The 16,493-nt window shown below is 40.7% G+C and carries 15 protein-coding genes and 1 pseudogene; 7 read left to right on the top strand and 9 right to left on the bottom strand.

All coding sequences use genetic code 11. From position 1 onward, the window contains the following. Nucleotides 1-582 precede the first annotated feature (582 nt). The 4 genes and pseudogenes from WKK05_RS19235 to WKK05_RS19250 all read left to right on the top strand — a co-directional run. Nucleotides 583-789 (top strand): annotated as a pseudogene (locus WKK05_RS19235) (type II toxin-antitoxin system RelE/ParE family toxin); the annotation flags it as partial. Continuing rightward, the gene (locus WKK05_RS19240) at nucleotides 786-1,091 is read left to right on the top strand and encodes a helix-turn-helix transcriptional regulator (protein WP_322738879.1); all 306 of its coding nucleotides are present in this window, start codon (nucleotides 786-788) and stop codon (nucleotides 1,089-1,091) included. The pseudogene WKK05_RS19235 and the gene WKK05_RS19240, both read left to right, overlap by 4 nt. Nucleotides 1,092-1,093: 2 nt before the next feature. Continuing rightward, nucleotides 1,094-1,288, top strand: coding sequence for a hypothetical protein (locus WKK05_RS19245; protein ID WP_341524709.1), 195 nt, complete (start codon nucleotides 1,094-1,096; stop codon nucleotides 1,286-1,288). A 173-nt stretch (nucleotides 1,289-1,461) separates the two neighbouring features. After that, a complete protein-coding gene (locus WKK05_RS19250) occupies nucleotides 1,462-1,920 on the top strand; it encodes a DUF4383 domain-containing protein (protein WP_341524710.1) in 459 nt (152 codons plus the stop codon). Between the two features lie 328 nt (nucleotides 1,921-2,248). Here the strand turns inward: WKK05_RS19250 and WKK05_RS19255 are convergent, their stop codons facing one another. Beyond that, complete coding sequence (locus tag WKK05_RS19255) at nucleotides 2,249-2,656, bottom strand: type I restriction-modification enzyme R subunit C-terminal domain-containing protein (protein WP_341524711.1); 408 nt, start codon at nucleotides 2,654-2,656, stop codon at nucleotides 2,249-2,251. A gap of 493 nt (nucleotides 2,657-3,149) precedes the next feature. On the opposite strand from WKK05_RS19255, the gene WKK05_RS19260 reads away from it, so the two are divergent. After that, nucleotides 3,150-3,563: a hypothetical protein gene (locus WKK05_RS19260; protein WP_341524712.1), complete on the top strand. Its 414-nt coding sequence runs from the start codon at nucleotides 3,150-3,152 to the stop codon at nucleotides 3,561-3,563. Between the two features lie 167 nt (nucleotides 3,564-3,730). On the opposite strand, the gene WKK05_RS19265 is transcribed toward WKK05_RS19260, so the two are convergent. Next, entirely contained in the window at nucleotides 3,731-4,966 is a 1,236-nt protein-coding gene (locus WKK05_RS19265; RefSeq protein WP_341524713.1) for an MFS transporter, read from the bottom strand. Between the two features lie 449 nt (nucleotides 4,967-5,415). Here WKK05_RS19265 and WKK05_RS19270 point away from each other — a divergent pair, with 449 nt between their 5' ends. After that, nucleotides 5,416-5,649, top strand: a complete 234-nt coding sequence (locus WKK05_RS19270; RefSeq protein ID WP_341524714.1) for a PIN domain-containing protein — start codon at nucleotides 5,416-5,418, stop codon at nucleotides 5,647-5,649. An 88-nt stretch (nucleotides 5,650-5,737) separates the two neighbouring features. Here the strand turns inward: WKK05_RS19270 and WKK05_RS19275 are convergent, their stop codons facing one another. The 4 genes from WKK05_RS19275 to WKK05_RS19290 all read right to left on the bottom strand — a co-directional run bounded on the left by WKK05_RS19275 (nucleotide 5,738) and on the right by WKK05_RS19290 (nucleotide 9,693). Further along, a complete protein-coding gene (locus WKK05_RS19275) occupies nucleotides 5,738-6,304 on the bottom strand; it encodes an IS630 family transposase (protein ID WP_341524715.1) in 567 nt (188 codons plus the stop codon). A gap of 2 nt (nucleotides 6,305-6,306) precedes the next feature. Beyond that, complete coding sequence (locus WKK05_RS19280) at nucleotides 6,307-6,807, bottom strand: helix-turn-helix domain-containing protein (RefSeq protein WP_341524716.1); 501 nt, start codon at nucleotides 6,805-6,807, stop codon at nucleotides 6,307-6,309. Between the two features lie 231 nt (nucleotides 6,808-7,038). Beyond that, entirely contained in the window at nucleotides 7,039-8,763 is a 1,725-nt protein-coding gene (locus tag WKK05_RS19285) for a serine/threonine-protein kinase (RefSeq protein ID WP_341524717.1), read from the bottom strand. Between the two features lie 93 nt (nucleotides 8,764-8,856). Beyond that, complete coding sequence (locus WKK05_RS19290; RefSeq protein WP_341524718.1) at nucleotides 8,857-9,693, bottom strand: alpha/beta hydrolase; 837 nt, start codon at nucleotides 9,691-9,693, stop codon at nucleotides 8,857-8,859. 286 nt (nucleotides 9,694-9,979) lie between these two features. Between WKK05_RS19290 and WKK05_RS19295 the strand changes: the two genes are divergently transcribed. Next, nucleotides 9,980-11,512, top strand: a complete 1,533-nt coding sequence (locus tag WKK05_RS19295) for a SagB/ThcOx family dehydrogenase (protein ID WP_341524719.1) — start codon at nucleotides 9,980-9,982, stop codon at nucleotides 11,510-11,512. A 112-nt stretch (nucleotides 11,513-11,624) separates the two neighbouring features. On the opposite strand, the gene WKK05_RS19300 is transcribed toward WKK05_RS19295, so the two are convergent. The 3 genes from WKK05_RS19300 to WKK05_RS19310 form a co-directional block, all read right to left on the bottom strand. Next, nucleotides 11,625-14,396: a DUF3769 domain-containing protein gene (locus WKK05_RS19300; protein ID WP_341524720.1), complete on the bottom strand. Its 2,772-nt coding sequence runs from the start codon at nucleotides 14,394-14,396 to the stop codon at nucleotides 11,625-11,627. Nucleotides 14,397-14,805: 409 nt separating this feature from the next. Next, the gene (locus WKK05_RS19305) at nucleotides 14,806-14,922 is read right to left on the bottom strand and encodes a photosystem II reaction center protein I (RefSeq protein ID WP_190730213.1); all 117 of its coding nucleotides are present in this window, start codon (nucleotides 14,920-14,922) and stop codon (nucleotides 14,806-14,808) included. Between the two features lie 527 nt (nucleotides 14,923-15,449). Beyond that, nucleotides 15,450-16,133 carry an acyltransferase gene (locus WKK05_RS19310; RefSeq protein WP_341524721.1) on the bottom strand — a complete coding sequence of 228 codons (684 nt, stop codon included), beginning with the start codon at nucleotides 16,131-16,133 and terminating at the stop codon, nucleotides 15,450-15,452. Nucleotides 16,134-16,493 lie beyond the last annotated feature (360 nt).

Here is a 16,493-nt window from a genome sequence, read left to right on the forward strand (position 1 = left end):
TTACCTACTTAGCTAGAAGAAGAGGCTCTGACAAACTAATCTCCCGTTCTTATTAGAAATTGTACCCGGTTTACAAGTATGATAATTTACTAATTTTGTACTTACTCGTTTACGACCTAGATTTAGGCAATCTGCTGTCAAAATGGAACTCCTGTCAGGAAAAACTTGAGTTTTAATATTGTTGCAAGTCTGAGTGTAGCTTCCTGCTGGAGCAGCAAAAGCTGGAGCAAACATTATCTGAGCAGTAAATAGAGAACAAACTAGAATTACTTTCTTCATGAGCATTTTTCTTTGCTTAATAGTTGTTACATATTCCAGTTTGCGTACTTTCCCTTATTGACACAAGGCAACTTTAGCAAGTTAATTTCAACTTAAGGCTTTCGTAAATAAACAAGGGCGATCAGCTACGCTGGGCGGAACGCCATCGCCCACATCAACCCCATCACCAAAAGTGCGATCACCCACATCTTTGACACAGTTGTTCAGAGTGCGATCGCCAAGTTTAAGAATATTCTTTCTTTACTTGCCTATGCACATATATAGCCATAATATGAGTTAAAGGTGATATTTCCGTTAAGATATCGTCATTCCCACATGAGAGAGTTTAGGGTGCAGCACAGAGGAGAACCTTACCGAATACTCTATGCCTTTGATCCAAGGAGAGTTGCCATTCTTCTTCTTGGAGGAAACAAGGGAGGAGACGATCGCTGGTATGAGGAAAATGTGCCAAAAGTAGATACGTTGTATGACGAACATTTAGAGGAATTAAAAACAGAAGGGTTCCTATGAAAACCAAGCCATTTAATGAACTTCGCAAAAAAATGACTCCTGAACAACAAGTAGAAAGTGAGATGCAAGCAAACCTTGCATTGCTCAAATTGACACTTTCTGAACTTCGAGAGTCCCTTGGACATACTCAAAGCGATGTTGCGAAAAATATGGGAGTGGTACAATCGGCGCTTTCAAAAATTGAGCATCAAGAAGATATTCAAATATCTACGCTCTCTCGATACATTAAATCTCTTGGCGGAAGTCTGACAATCATAGCGCGTTTTCCCGATCAAGAGGTTGTTATTTCTCAGTTTGATTGATATTGACTGGTGATCGTCGCCACATCAACCCCATCATCAAAACTGCGGTAGCTCGTCATAGACATCGCCTATATCACCTCATCATCAGCAGTGCGATCGCTCACATTAACCCCATCACCAGAAGTGCGATCGCCCATATTAAAATACTTGATTTTTCTGGAGCTATTGTTAATGAGGATTGTATTAACCAATACTAAGTTTACACGCCCAGTTTAAAGATGGAAGTAGAAGCAAAATAGAACTCTAGTAGGAGTAAACAGCCGCAAATTTCAAGTTGTATAGAGATAGCCTTGGCAATTTAAAGAAATTGCTAGTCAATCCTTGGGATTGAAAAATTGTCTCTTCTTCTAAAGAATAAGGAAGTTAAATTATGAAACCAGTACAGTACTTTACTCGCATTATTGGCATCATCTTTACCGTGGTTGGTGTCATGGGATTTATTGCAGCTTTTAAAACAGCGCCTGCAACTACACCTGATGTGGCTGGGCTTTCATTCACAACTGGCTACGGTGATCTGCTGGGATTGTTCCCCGTCAACGTCTTACACAATATTGTTCACCTTGTTGTAGGCGTTTTGGGTATAGTGGCATCCGTTTCATTAAGTAGCGCCCGTCTTTATAGTGGAATGCTAGCCATATTCTACGGGTTGCTTACCCTCATGGGGCTTTTTCCTCCTACCCAGGCTACTTTAGGTCTTATCCCCATTTTTGGCAATGATATTTGGCTTCATGGTATTACTGCTGCGATCGCCATTTACTTTGGTTTTATTGCCACACCAGATTTATTAGAACTGAGTTCTGGGGAAAGCCACAGTCTTAGCCAGAAATAAATAGAAGTTGTATCAACATTACACCAGCGAACTAGTTATCTAATTGAGTTGATTTTATCAAAAATCGTATGCTTGATTTGGTGTACGATTTTTGATAAAACAAGGATCTCAATCTACGCTAATATCCTTTAATATTCAGTTTCTACTTCATCTATATCTTCTAAAATTTGAGCAATTTGTGGCAAAAATGCCAAGTCTCTACTTACGCAACCCCAAACTCATCTCCTATAGTTTCATTGAAAGAACGTACTATTGAGACAATTTGATCAGCATCGTCAGCGGCGAAAGCTCCATCTAATCCCTCGTAATGCAAATCTGTAAAGGGTTGTTAATAGAGTAATCCTATATCAATCACACCATTTTGGGTCAGGTGATCTACAATATATTCTACGAATCGGATTTGATTGGCGTTAAAATTATTGCCCTCAAGGTATCGAGAAAATGCCTGTTTTGCTGCATTTCTGTCTAACCCAACGAGTTGACGAATGAACCGCTTCAAGCTGAAATTTTTTCCAGTAACTTCCTCAAACTTTTCACGGCTCTCAACTGCTTCTGCATTAAACAGAAGTGCGTAGGCGTAGCCCATCGTAGACATCGCTCGTAGTAAACTAGCTGATGCGTAGGTGTTCGCGCAGCGTCTCGTAGAGAAGCTCATCGTACCCTTTTGGGGAAGCAAGCTACGCGTAGCGTCTCGTAGAGAAGATATCGCACTGCCAACTGCGCTCAATTTTTCCATACCCACGAGGGGTAATAAATTGAAAACTTCTTATAACGCGATTTACGTTCTCAAACTGGGGTTTGAGTTCTCATTTGAGTATATTTAGTATGCAAAAGCTAATATCGAGTTCTCAAACTGGGGTTTGAGTTCTCATTTGAGTATATTTAGTATGCAAAAGCTAATATCGAGTTCTCAAACTGGGGTTTGAGTTCTCATTTGAGTATATTTAGTATGCAAAAGCTAATATTGAGTTCTCAAACTGGGGTTTGAGTTCTCATTTAAGTATATTTAGTACGCAAAAGCTAATATTGCGTTCTCAAACTGGGGTTTAGGTTCTTTTTTGCGTAATTTACTGATTTATTAGTGATTTCCAGTGTAATAAAAGTTAATGGAGATTTGCAGGAATTTCCTCAGGCTGATCAATACGGAAGTTTTTTAAAGTAAAGAAGCTTAAATCAGTAAATTCGAGAACTGATAATCAAATCAATAACTGCATTAAAAGGTACATTTTATGGCTAGACTAAAAAGAACTTCCCAAGTGCTAGAAAAAGCAGCACGTCGTGCAGCCAGTATCAGTTCAATTGATCCAAACTTAGATGTGAGTAATGGACTCACTTTATTTGCCTACTCAAGCCTAATTGAGACAATGCGAAATAAAGAAAATATCTACAACGCTGCGCTTTCTAACCTAGATAAGATATACCGTGAAATGTTAGAAACAGAGCAGCAGTTGGCAGACATGACAGAACACATACTCATGGGCATTGGGGCTAAATATGGCAAAAGCAGTGTAGAGTATGGTATGGCGGGAGGAGTTCCTAAAAACCAACGCCGCAAGGGATTGCGAGGTGAATCGCCAATTGTTAGTAATGAGCCACCGTCAATGATTGTTGGTGTGAATAGCAATGGCAAAGTAAAAGCGTAGTTAAAGCATAGCCTGTGTTACGGCTTTCGCCTAACGCACCATCTTATGAGCCGGTGCATTAGGCGCTTAGAGTGCGTAGGCGTAGCCCGTCGTAGACATCGCTTAATTTTACAACCAACAGTTTGAGATATGAAGGTATGAATTATCAGGGTAATACTAGCAAGTCACTATGTTTGCAGTTCGCTAGATATAGGAAAGTGTTTTGCAAACAGAAATGCTCCCATAAGACAAAAGCTACCACAGATAATTAAAGTATTAGGAGCGCCAATTTTATGAGCTAAACTACCTGTCAATAAATCACCAAAAGGTTGAATGCCTACAAATGTTACTGTAAATAAACTCATTACCCGTCCACGTTTGTCATTCTCAACAATTGTTTGTAGTGTTGTATTGCTAGAAGCAATTTCTAGAATGCCACTAAAACCAATAGTTAATGACATTAACAGCGAAAACCAGAGTATATTAGATATACCAAAAGCAATTAGCGCAATACCACAAATTGCCGTAGCAAACACCATCAATTTTTCTGAATGAAGTTCAATTGGACGAATGTTCAGATAAATTCCACCAAATAGCGCTCCGAGACCTGCTGCTGCTGTTAGGAAACCAAGAGTGCTGGCATCACCATGTAAAATTTCACTAGCAAAAATTGGCACGATTGTGGGATAAGGCATTGCAAAGAGACTAAATAATGCCAACATCTGTAATATGGATCGAATATGAACATTGGCGAAGGTGTATGAAAATCCTTCTTTAAATTGCTTCCAAAAATTAGTCTTTTGGATAGCTAACATCTGAGTCTGAAGCTTTATGTTTGATAAGGCAAGAATGACAGCCACGTAACTAATACCATCAACCAAAAAACAGTAACCACTTCCTAAACTCACAATAATAATACCGGCAACAGCAGGGCCAATTAATCGCGCCCCAGTTACAAGGACAAAATTTAGTGCAATTGCATTAGTTAAATCTTCTTGTTTATCTACTACATCTTTGATAAATGTATCCCTAGCAGGTGAATCAAAAGCGTCAATTAAACCTTGAAATAAACTCAAACCAATAATATACCAAATATTAATTGAGTTGCTTAGAGTTAATGTAGCTAGCATTAGTGATTGAAACATTGCTAGTTTTTGAGTTAGAATTAAAAGCTTATGAATATTGCATCGGTCAAGTATAACCCCAGCAAAGGGAGTCAAAAAAAAGCAAGGAATTTGACTAATAAATCCTACTATTCCTAGCATCAATGCTGAATGTGTTAACTGATAAACTAGCCAAACAGTAGCAAGATTCGTCATCCAAGTACCAATTCTGGATATTCCTTGTCCTATAAAAAAAAGACGATAGTTTCTTGAGTTTAATACGGCTGGAATTATCTTGGCAGAGAGCAATTTTTTTGTCATTAATTTATCTTGACAGATAAGTAAAATTCCTTACTATGCAGGCACAAATGCCTCCGACGCTATGCGTAATCTTGTATGCAGTATTTTGGAAAATGTCCTAAATACTGCATTTTTGAATGCATGACAGCTTCAGTATTAAGCCTTAGTTTGCTTACTTTCGAGTGCTTACACCAGGCAACTTTAGCAAGTTAATTTCAACTTAACCCTTTCTTAAACTTTCCAAGAGCGATCATTTAAATTAACCTCACCATCAGAAATGCGTAGGCATAGCCCGTCGTAGACATCGCTGATTAGGTACACTTGGTAAGAGTGCGATCGCCACATTAACCCATCACCAACAGTGCGATACGCGTATCGTTAAGCCGGAGGCTTATCGCTTATTTCACACAGTTGCTCGTCGTAGACATTGCCGACATCAACCTCATCATCAAAGGTGAGCGTTTTCTGAGTTGAGTGAAAGCGATCGCCAGCTATTTGAGCAATTTCTCAAGCGTATAGAAGTAATTAACTTAGTAGGTAGTAATAATTTATTAATCGAACAGATTATTCAAATCCGGTTGCAATATCGGTTAAAACTCCCAGATGCGATTATTGCTTCAACTGCGCTTCAAGTTGGAGCTAGTTTAGTAACTACCGATCGCGAATTAACAAAGGTAACAACTTTGACAATCATTAACTGGTAGCAGCAAGTGGTTTAAATATTCTAGCTATAGCAATTTATCACAGATGAGAAATTCTGATCGCATATTATTGATAAATTATACCAATTCTCTAAAAGCTAGCTACAGATAGTGCCTCTAAAATATATTGTCTTCGGGCAATAGATACAATAATTTGTTTGGTTAATTTCCCAATTTCAGCGTAGAGAGCAGTACGTAAATCATCAAGTTTTTTAGGTAATAACCAACGCAGTCGGCGCTTAATATATTGCCAAACCTGCTCAATTGGGTTTAACTCGGGAGAATGTGCAGGCTGAAATAATAAAATGATGTTATCTGGTACTTGAAGACGTTTGGCTTTATGAAAGGCACCATTATCCAGTTGAATAATTAGTACTGAATCAGTAAAATGTTGAGAAATTAGATTGAGGAATATCTGAAAACAGTCAGTATTAAGATGTGAAAATTCCCAAAAAAAGCTTTCGCCAGTCAGTGGTTCGATGATTCCATATAAATATGTTGCTTTGAACTGCCACTGGTGTACACCAACGGGTTTGACACCCTTGCCTGTGATTTTCCGTCCTGTGATTGTTTTCAATCCAATTCGAGTTTCGTCCTCGCACCAAAAACGAATCGTTTTCGTTGTGCATAAAACTGTTAAGCAAAACCAAGACAGCATTGCTAAGTTGTGTGCAAGGTTTTTTTAAATGCCTCTACTTGTGGTTGTTTTTGTTCAACGCTTTTGGGGCGTGGTACTTTTGGCGATGACTCCAAACGGTAATAAACCAGTTTGTGAACTGTCTTGTAGCAAGAATTGACTCCCAAGTTTTGTTCTAGCCACTCTACAATTTCTTGATAACCATTAAATCCAAGTGGTTCTTGCAATCTTTTCTCTAATGCTTTTTCTGCCCAGTTTGGGATGGTTCTTGGTCTTCCTGGCGAAGATTTTTGTTTTAATAGTCCTTCAATACCGCCTGCTTTGTACTGTCGAATCCACTTGTGTAGGGTCACTCGATTTCGACCAATAATTTCTGCGGTTTGAGAAATTGTTTGACCATGCCCTGTTTTGAGTAAATATAGTAGCTGCACTCTTTCTTTAGCCGTCGCAGTTTTTTGTATTGCCAGTAAATCTTTGAGTTCTGCGACAGTCTCTTTAATTTCTAGTTGATATACCCCTGACATTGTTCATCTTTGTATCTAGTTTCATCTTATTATCTCATCTGTAGCCTTATTTCAGAGAATTGGTATTACCCCATCATCACAAGTGTGTAGAAGCTCTGCTTCTTGTAGCCAGACATCGCTGATTTTACACAGTTGCTCAGAGTGCGTAGGCGTAGCCCGTCGTAGACATCGCCAATTATCTTTTATTTGGCAGGAAAAGCTAATAAACTTCAGGATAAAAATAGTAAAATACTACAAGTTGCTAGGAATTGTTTTAAAATTTTCCACTGAACCTAAAGAATAATCTTTTAACTTAAAATCAGCAAATGGTTTATTCTCTAATCTATCTCTTAAAGCTTCATCGAGAATTACACCTGCTGTTTTTTGTTTAACGCCAATAATTATAATACTTCTCTGGTATGCAGTTAAATCCTGCGGTGCTTGGCAATCACTCCGCAGAAATTGACCTAAATTTAATAAGCGAAAACCTTTGATTCTGGCTGTATTACTAAATAATTTCTTTGCTAAAATTTGTATTTCTTGAGAACGTTCAAGTGCTTTACGTTCTTCAACTTCTGAATTTCCTTTACAAGAAGCTGTGCCTACAGAAATAATTTCACTTGATTCATCCATTAACTTCTCTATACCTTCTTCCTCCAGATTTAACTTTAAAAGGCCAACACTGATAACTTGATCATTATATTGAATTTGAAAATTACTGCTTACAAGCCATTTATATTCTACTGATAAAACAGCAATATTAAATTTAGCTGTCCTACCTTGACTATCTTTACCTTCTTTATAAGCAAAATAATCAATTTTACCTTTTCTGTTTGGAGACTGTCCGTAATTGGGTATAACAGTAGATTTTGATGGTCTCGTTGCTAAAGCAAATACAGCAAGTAATCCTAATGATATTAAAACTACTGTAAAAAATGCCAAAATTGGTACTTTTTCTTGTTTAGGTTCAGGTAAAACCTTTTTATCACTTGTAGATAAAGCTAAATTTTCAGGTTTATAAATTTCAATTTTATTGAGATTTACAGCGGTACTTCCTGTTAGCTCGCGTTCAATTTCTTCTAACTCTTGCAAAATCTCGTGGGCATTGGCAGGGCGTTTTTCTACCTCTGGAGCCATTAGCCTATCAATTAAATGCAACAGTAAGGGTGAGATGTGAGTAGCATGATTGTGCCAGTCCAACAAATTGCGGGGGATGTTGTACATATCTAAGGGATGATTTCCCGTCAACAAAAATACAAAGGTGCGTCCCAAAGCAAACAAATCTGATTGTGGTACAGCTTGACCATTCATTTGTTCGGGGGCGCTGTAACCAGATGACATCATTGCTGTCATTCCGTCGCAGGTTCTGGTTATTTTTCTGGCAGTACCAAAGTCAATTAATACTATATCGCTCCAAGCCATGTCAGTTGTCTCAATTTGACGCACTTTGGCAAGAGGAGAGCGGATGATGATGTTAGATGGCTTAATATCTCGATGCATATACTTTTTGCCATGCACTACATCTAAGATTTCTGTCAACTGTCTCAACCACGCGATCGCCATTTCTTGGGAAATAGGATGATTCTGCTGTAGCCACTGCTCTAAGTTAAGCCCCTCAATTTTTTCCATTACCATGCAGTGCAACACTAAACCATTTCTGGTTTGGTACTGAAAGTAATTATCCGCTTTCGGAATTCCGGGATGGTTTAGATGTCCCAGTATACTTACCTCTTGCTGAAATAGTTCTACAGCTTCAGTGTCGCTTGATAAATCCTCTTGCAGAACTTTGAGGACTTTAGGCGTATCTTGCTCGTATGCTTCATAAACTTTGCTAAACCCCGTTTTGTCACTCAACAAATGCATGACTCGATAGCTTCCTAGCAATTCCAACTGGGAACCACAACTTTGACAAAAGCGGTTTTCATAATTATCGGGGTTGTTTGGTTTAGGGCAAACGGGATTGATACAAAGACTCATGACCGGTTTATCTGTACTCGAGAGGGAACATCGCTCATCTTAATTCTTCTGTTCCTATTTAATAATCCCGTCTAAATAATCATGAGATTTTTCTCAACTGTGTTCTACTAAAAAAGCTGCTACAGTCTGGTTAAATGCGTCTGGTTGCGTCAAAAAGGGCCAGTGATTGCCAGGAGCTTGGCAAACACGTAAGTTTTTGAGATAGGTTTTGTAAGGTTGGATTTGCCAATCTTGGCGGTTGAGTCCTTGTTCTGGCTGGATGAAAAGGGCAGGAGTTTCAAGGGGGATGGTAAAACCAGGTACTTGCATTACTTCTTCAAAAATTCCATCGCGGGCGGCAATAGTAAATTTGCTACCCCAACTACCATCAGCTTTTTGTTCAATTCCTGCTTGGAAAACTTGCTGTTGCAAGGAACTCCATCCTTGATATTGCTTTAACTGCCGTGCTTGTTGTTCGGCTTCTTCATAACTGGCAAAGGGGCCCATGCTTTTGAGAAAAGGTAAAAAGCGATACAACATCGGGAAAGTTAGCCTGAAGACGCTGGGCATTTTCCAAATGAATATCGGATCTATTAAAATCATGCTCCGCAAAAGCTTTGGGTTTTGTCTTGCCCAAATGGCAACTAATTTGCCTGTCCACGAGTGACTCACAACATGAGCAAAAGTCCATCCCAGATGTTCCATGAGTAATTCAAGGTCTGCGATCGCACTTGCAAAACTATAATCCTTCTGGGGTTTACTACTTTCGCCATGTCCACGCATATCCGGGGCAACTATATGATAGTCTGCCGCCAAGTAATCTCCTAAGCTAGACCAAACAAGAGCGTGGTCACCTAAGCCATGTAACAGGAGTAGCGGCTTTTGACCTTGGTTCCACTCTAAATAAGAAAGTTGGATATCAGGCGTTGATAATATTTGACGTACAGGCATTATTCCACGAAAAGATAGCTTGGCGATTATATGGTACTGCGAAAGGAGGAGTGGGGGAGGGGGAGATAGGGAAGATGAGGCAGTTAGAATTTAAAGTTCGCCTTCTAAAGCTCAAACTTGATATCTTCTACTCTCCCACTCCCCCACTCCCCCACTCTTCCCCTCCCCCTATTCAGTTACTCATTACCAATTTGCTAGTCTGAGGATTGTACTAATTAACACGAAACAATGACCCTAATGAATGCCAAGATCATAGAAAGAATGCCCCACGAGTATTGAAAGTACTATGCCAGAATTACACCAATCAATTGCTCAGCATTACCACGAGCGCACTAAATATGACCCTGAGACCCTTGCCTCGAAAAATCAGAGGTTAGACTGGGCCAAGCAGCCAGTGCCTTTCAAAGAGTACAAAATTGGTTCTACTTTTGATCTCAAACCTTACATTCAAGAAAAACCAGAGGCATTTGTTAATCAACCAGATGCTCAATGGTGGCAAAGACTATCGCGGTTGCTGTTTCGTAGCTATGGAATGACGGCGAGAATGCCTTCTATGGGTAGTGCGGTGTATCTTAGAGCTGCTCCTAGTGCGGGTGGATTGTACCCTGCGGAGGTATATCTAGTTTCCCGTGGTACATCGTCATTACCACCTGGACTATATAACTACCAATGTCGGACTCATTCCCTAATGCATTTTTGGGAAAGTGATGTTTGGCAAAGTTTGCAAGCTGCCTGTTTCTGGCATCCCGCTTTGGAAAATACCCAAGTAGCGATTATTATTACTGCGGTTTTCTATCGTTCGGCATGGCGCTATGAAGATAGAGCTTATCGCCGGATTTTTCTAGATACAGGACACCTGCTGGGTAATATCGAATTAGCTGGGGCGATTACTGATTATCGCCCACATTTGATTGGCGGCTTTGTTGATGAAGCGGTAAACGATTTGCTTTATGTCGATCCACAACAAGAAGGTGCGATCGCAATTTTACCTTTGGCAGACTTGTTAGATATCAATCAAAATTTGCCGCTGGGATGTACTGCTTTACCTTCTACCACTGAAACTAATTATCCACAAATCCCGGATGGGGAACTGCTGACGTATTTTCATCAGCACACCCAAATTCAAGTAGGTGTAACTGGCAAGCTCAATTTACCGACTGTCAAACAAGAAAAATCTTTGGAGGATAAATACAATTTTCCTTTCTGTCTGAAAATTCCCACCGCGACAACCCCTATGTACTGGGGAGAAAATTTGTCAGAACTGGAAACCACTATCTACAAGCGACGTTCTACCCGCGCCTACAGTGGTGATGATTTAACCTTCGATGAACTCAAAGCCTTACTCGATTTCACCTACCAACCGCAAAATTACATCGATCAAAGTTTAGATATTTCTCCAGACTACTTTGACTTGAATTTAATTGAAACATTTATTGCTGTCTCTGGGGTCAAAGGATTGGAGGCAGGCTGTTATTATTACGCCCCCAAAGCTCAAGAATTGCGGCAAATTCGGTTTAAAAATTTCCGGCGAGAGTTACACTTTCTCTGCTTGGGACAGGAATTAGGGCGGGATGCCGCAGCAGTGCTGTTTCATACAGCCAATCTCAAATCAGCGATCGCACAGTATGGCGATCGTGTTTACCGTTATTTACATATGGATTCAGGTCATTTGGGGCAACGGCTAAATTTAGCTGCAATTCGCCTGAATTTAGGCGTCAGCGGTATCGGTGGCTTCTTTGATGATCAAGTAAATGAAATTTTGGGTATTCCTGGTGATGAAGCTGTTCTCTATATCACTACTTTGGGGCGGCCGAGATGAGAAATGGAAGAGTGGGGGAGTGGGGGAGTGGAGGAGTGGGGAAGATGAGAGGGATGAAGGAGAATAATTAATGACTGCCCTCTGCCCCCTGCTCCCTGCCCCATGCCCTCCATTAATTTCCCTGTTCTACGACACCACCCACAACTGGCTTAACTTGAGAAAATGGATCAGTACCACCACTCCAGTTAAAGTCACTAATTCGGATGCTGATACCACCTAATTCAAGTACTGGATTGTAACGCAACGTGATGCCATAGGTGCGGCGGCTATATTCTAAAAAGTAGTCGGTGCTACTTTGTTCGCCTGTATCTAAGTTAACTGAGGTTTGAAAACCTAAGCGAAACGGGCCGTAGATTTGTTGCGAAATTCCAGCACTCAGTACTCTGTTATCAACAGAGCGATCAAATAGAAAGGGCGATAATCCACTGTTTAAACCTTGGGAATAACTCACATTAAATGCGGTGTAGTCAAAATAGGGTCGAGAGAAATGTCCAATCTGTCCTAGCAAACCAACAGTAGCAGTTAAAGTGCTTTGGTTATCACCATTGGTGTAATAATTGCTAGTACCCGTAAGGCTAGTGAATGCTTGTAAGTAAGGAACTACAGGGTTTGGCGTGTATCGTAAACCCTCAGTAGCAGTTGCTGCTAATGGTTTTCCCTGCCATAGCAAGAAGCCTTTACCAAGAGTGGCGCTGGCTTGGAAGCGGCCCAGTGAGATGCGATTGTTTTCGCGAATTGGTTCTAGCAAGTCTAGACGATCAGTGTTGGCGTTGATATATTGAGCGCCAGCTTGATAGGTAAGGTTAATGCCACTCTGCCCTAAAGGAATCACTGGAGAGGTGATCACGCCGCCAAGACTACTTTGGACGGTTTGAAAACCAAGAGTACCATTATAAAGACGATCGCGGTAGCTATATTCCAGATTCAATATATGGGGATTGCGATCGCCTAATATCTGGCGCAACCGTAAACTTCCCCGCAGGTTCTCGTCTACTTTGTTTAAGTCAAAACTGGTTAACTCCCCGGAACCCTGGATTACAGCCGTTGGACTCAAAATAGCATTCAACTTCGACGTCACACCAAAGAGTGAGGCTAAGTCACTCGTCCCACCTCCCAAGGCAGCTTTTTGTATAAAAAACTGGGGTGTAATAGTAAATTTTACTTGGTCTGTATTGAACGGTTTAAAGCCACGCTCAATATACAAACCACCGCGATCGTCTCCATCAAAACCAGGGGATACGATCGCGGGTGAAACTTCCTGCTCCCGACGGTCAATCGTCTGCTGATCGACTGGAATTGGGATAGTCAAATTTTGATCGAATACCAAACGCTGTCGCTGTGTGGTGATCCGGTCGATCAACGGTGCTTCCCGCGTCAGAGTTACTTTATCAGCACGTATTTCTAATTCAGGGGGCGAAAAAGGGTCATTGGTGATTCGCGCATTTCTGGCTTGCCAACCTCGCGGATAGAAGTCGATGCGTTGAGCTTCAAAGCGTAGTCGCTTAATTATACCCCCCGTTTTTGGTGTCGGAAAGTTGCTAGCGTTCGTCCGGCTACCAAATGCAAGATTCAAAGCCCCAGAACTACTGACACCAGAAAGGGGCTGATTGGCTCTAATAGTCTCGCTTGGCGATCGCCTTGGTACATTGTTCGGCGTTACATCTGGGGATGAAAAAGCAAAATCTGTTTGTGTTGTCGGTACGTAAATTTCGCCACCGCCATTGTACAGTTCGCCACTATCTTGAACAAAGTTATAAGTAAAGCGTTGTCCCTGAAGTATCTGATCGCCTCTTGTTAAGACAACGTTACCTTCGCCCGCAGCTATCAAGTTATCTAAATTTACTTGTAAGCGATCAGCATTAACCACCGCCCCATCAAATCGCACCACTACTTTCCCTATAGCAGTAATGATTCGTCGCTGCTCGTCATACTCTTGCCTATCTGAGGTTACTTCCACAACTCTCGGTGTTGCTGGCTGTGTGTTAGCTGGCGGAGTTTGACCAGATGGTTGAGCTTGTGGCTGATTTGTAGGATTTCCAGGCGTTACAGGCGTTAGTGGTTGGTTTTGTTGGGTTTCCGACTGAAATTCTATCGTCCTGGGCGTTGTCGGCTGGGTTGTCGGGCTGCGAGACTTGAATTCTATAATATTTTGTACTGGTTGAGAACTTGGTGTGTTCTCATTAGAAGATTCCGGGAAATTGATTTGTCCCTGAGACTGCTGTGCCGTACTATCACTTTGCGGTTGTTGAGTTAATTTTTCAGGTAATTTTTCAGGTATGAGTGGCGGCTGCGGCTGAAGTAAATTCTTGCTGCTTGTAACCTTTGGATTCACTTGAGGCGCTTCTGGGTTACTAGCGTCAACTAGAGGCAGAGGAAAGGAAGTAGAGGCTTGAGGTGATGGAGATTTGAGAGTAATAGAATCTATGGGTTCTGGCGCTTCCGCTTTCTTGCTCTCTCCGCCGAGACTTCTTTCTGCTCCCCTGCTTCTGACTTCATAGGAATTAGAGGCTGCAACCTCCTGCATTGGATAACCAACTGCCTGCGGTTGACCTAAAAGGGCGGCATTGCTTGGAGCATTAATCGGAGAAAATTCTGGTGGGAAGGTTTCTGGTGTATTAGGTTTAGATAGGGTTTCGGCAACTACCAAATCATTTTGAGTTGCGTTGATAGGAGTCGACAAATGTCGATAACTTTCTGTGTTACCTGCATTCGCTAACTGAGGCAAATCTTTTTGCGGCTTGGATTTGTCTTTGTTTCCCTGAGTTTGGGTTTGAGTCTCTACAACTGAAGAAAACTTAGGATCACTGGCAGTTGATGTATGACTTGCAGGTTCTAAAGGTTCGAGGATAAGAGGCGGATCGGGTGGCAGAACTGGATGGAGCATACTTTAGCACAATCGAGCTAACAAAGAGCCAAATATTAGCCGGAAGGATTAATTCACATTTTGCCTTCCGACTTTCGCCTTCTGCTTAGCTACAGCAAGCTACCCGAAGGAGAACACTGCGTTGCATAGAGAAGTCTATCAATACTTCTGCCACTTACCACAAACTGCGGACACTTCCGAGGTAGTCGTTCGGTAGACGCAGAGCGGTAAAACGTTCCTCTAGAAAGGTTTGCTTTCGTAGGGGACTGTTGAATCCGTTCGCGTAGTGTCTTCAATAGGGTAAGGACTGCTCGCGGAGTAAGCAGCTTTTTAAGGGCATCAGAACTTCGGAGATTTTACCCTGTAACGCAGTGTCCGAGGCGTCTAGAATCTTCCGCCTTCCGGCAGTCGCGGATTATTTGTCGTTTTTTTACTCTAAATCCCGACGGCCTGGGTTACGAGCTGGATCGTTCGACAAAAATCCGAAGACGAAGATAGTCACAAAAAAGGCAACAACAATATAAACAGCGATTTTTAAAGTCACCATAGAAATATCTCCAAGGGGTATGACAAAAAAGCTTTCTCTCGGTATCTGCCATGCAGAAAAGATAGCTCCTTTATATTACCCAAATCTTGTCCCTTTTTTGGAGGACTCTGATGAGAATGGAGAACCTTTCATCGCGCCTAAGAGTGAGCTAGGGTAGCTACATTGCAGTCAAACCTGGGGTTTCCGTGCTTGGCTCTTATCTAGCGCTCTGGTTTGTTTGATTTGTTGATGCCTGATAAAGAAGTTACGACTAGGTAATATTTTGACGTTGACTGACGGCAGAAGTTTCCTAGTTTAAAAACAAATTAGCTTCTGATCAAACATCGTTGCTAGACGATAACACATTTAATTTAATTTGCATAAAATTAGGTTTTGACACGTTGTGGCGATCGCTAGCGAATAAAGAATTAGTTATAGTAACCTGCTATACCAATTTGGTTAAGTGAAAAACCTTTCCTGGCTCCTTATTCCCCGCCCTCACCCAGTAATTTTGAGTTAGTTGAGTATTAGAGTTTCTCTGTCTGTAGTTATATCAAATCTTGACTAATACGGCTTTTAACAACTCGTGCAGGTACACCCACAGCAACGGAAAAGGGAGGAATATCTTTATTGACGACGGCTCCTGCACCGATGACACTTCCTTTACCAATTGTGACGCCATCTAATACCGTTACTCCATGCCCTAGCCAACAGTCATCTTCAATCACAATTCCCTTAGAAGTAACACCTTGCTCTTTAATTGGCTCTATTGGATCTGCAAAATTATGATTGTTGGCATATATTCCTGAGTGAGCAGCAATAATACACTTTTTACCGATTTTAATATCACCTGGCCCTTCAATACAGACATCAGTCCCGATGAAGGTATCATCATCGATATGTATACATGTATCTTTCAAAGAACCAATATCAACGTTACGTTCAATTGCCACTTTATTTCCTAAATAAATTTTATTATTTCGGTGTCCTCTGCCATCTATTCGCACACCTTTGAAAATATATACATCTGTGCCAATCTCAATACAAGAAGTTCCAATAAATTCAACTCCATCTTGAATATAAACTGAGTTCCCTATTTGCGCTAAAATCCTACGATATCCGAAGTTTCGCAATTTTACTCCCAGAGCAATTGTAGGAATATCTCCTAATAAAGTAGTTAGTAAAATTTCTTGTAGGCGCTGCAATCTTGCAGAGTATTGCTTTTTATTCATGGCTACAAAATTCTTGCTTCAATGATAGCTTTGTAAATGTTGAAAAACTATATTATTGGTTTTGTCCTAGAAGTAATGATTTAACTTAGATGTTGTTGAATTACCCGACGCCTATAAATAAGCGTTAGTCTTAACTAAATTTTAATGCTAATTAGTTTAATAAGACAATACCAGCAAATTACAATAAAAATCTCAAATATGAAATTTCGAATTAGTAAAAATAGCTGAGTTTTATCGGGCAATTTTGGCAAGCTTATTAAGCAAATAAGAATAAAATAATTTTACTTTACGCTAGTTTATATTAAGCTCTTTTAGTCTTTTACTATGATTCAGTTAAACAATCTATTTTCCAACAGAACT

Source organism: Nostoc sp. UHCC 0302 (genome assembly GCF_038096175.1).
In the GTDB taxonomy this organism is placed as follows: domain Bacteria; phylum Cyanobacteriota; class Cyanobacteriia; order Cyanobacteriales; family Nostocaceae; genus UHCC-0302.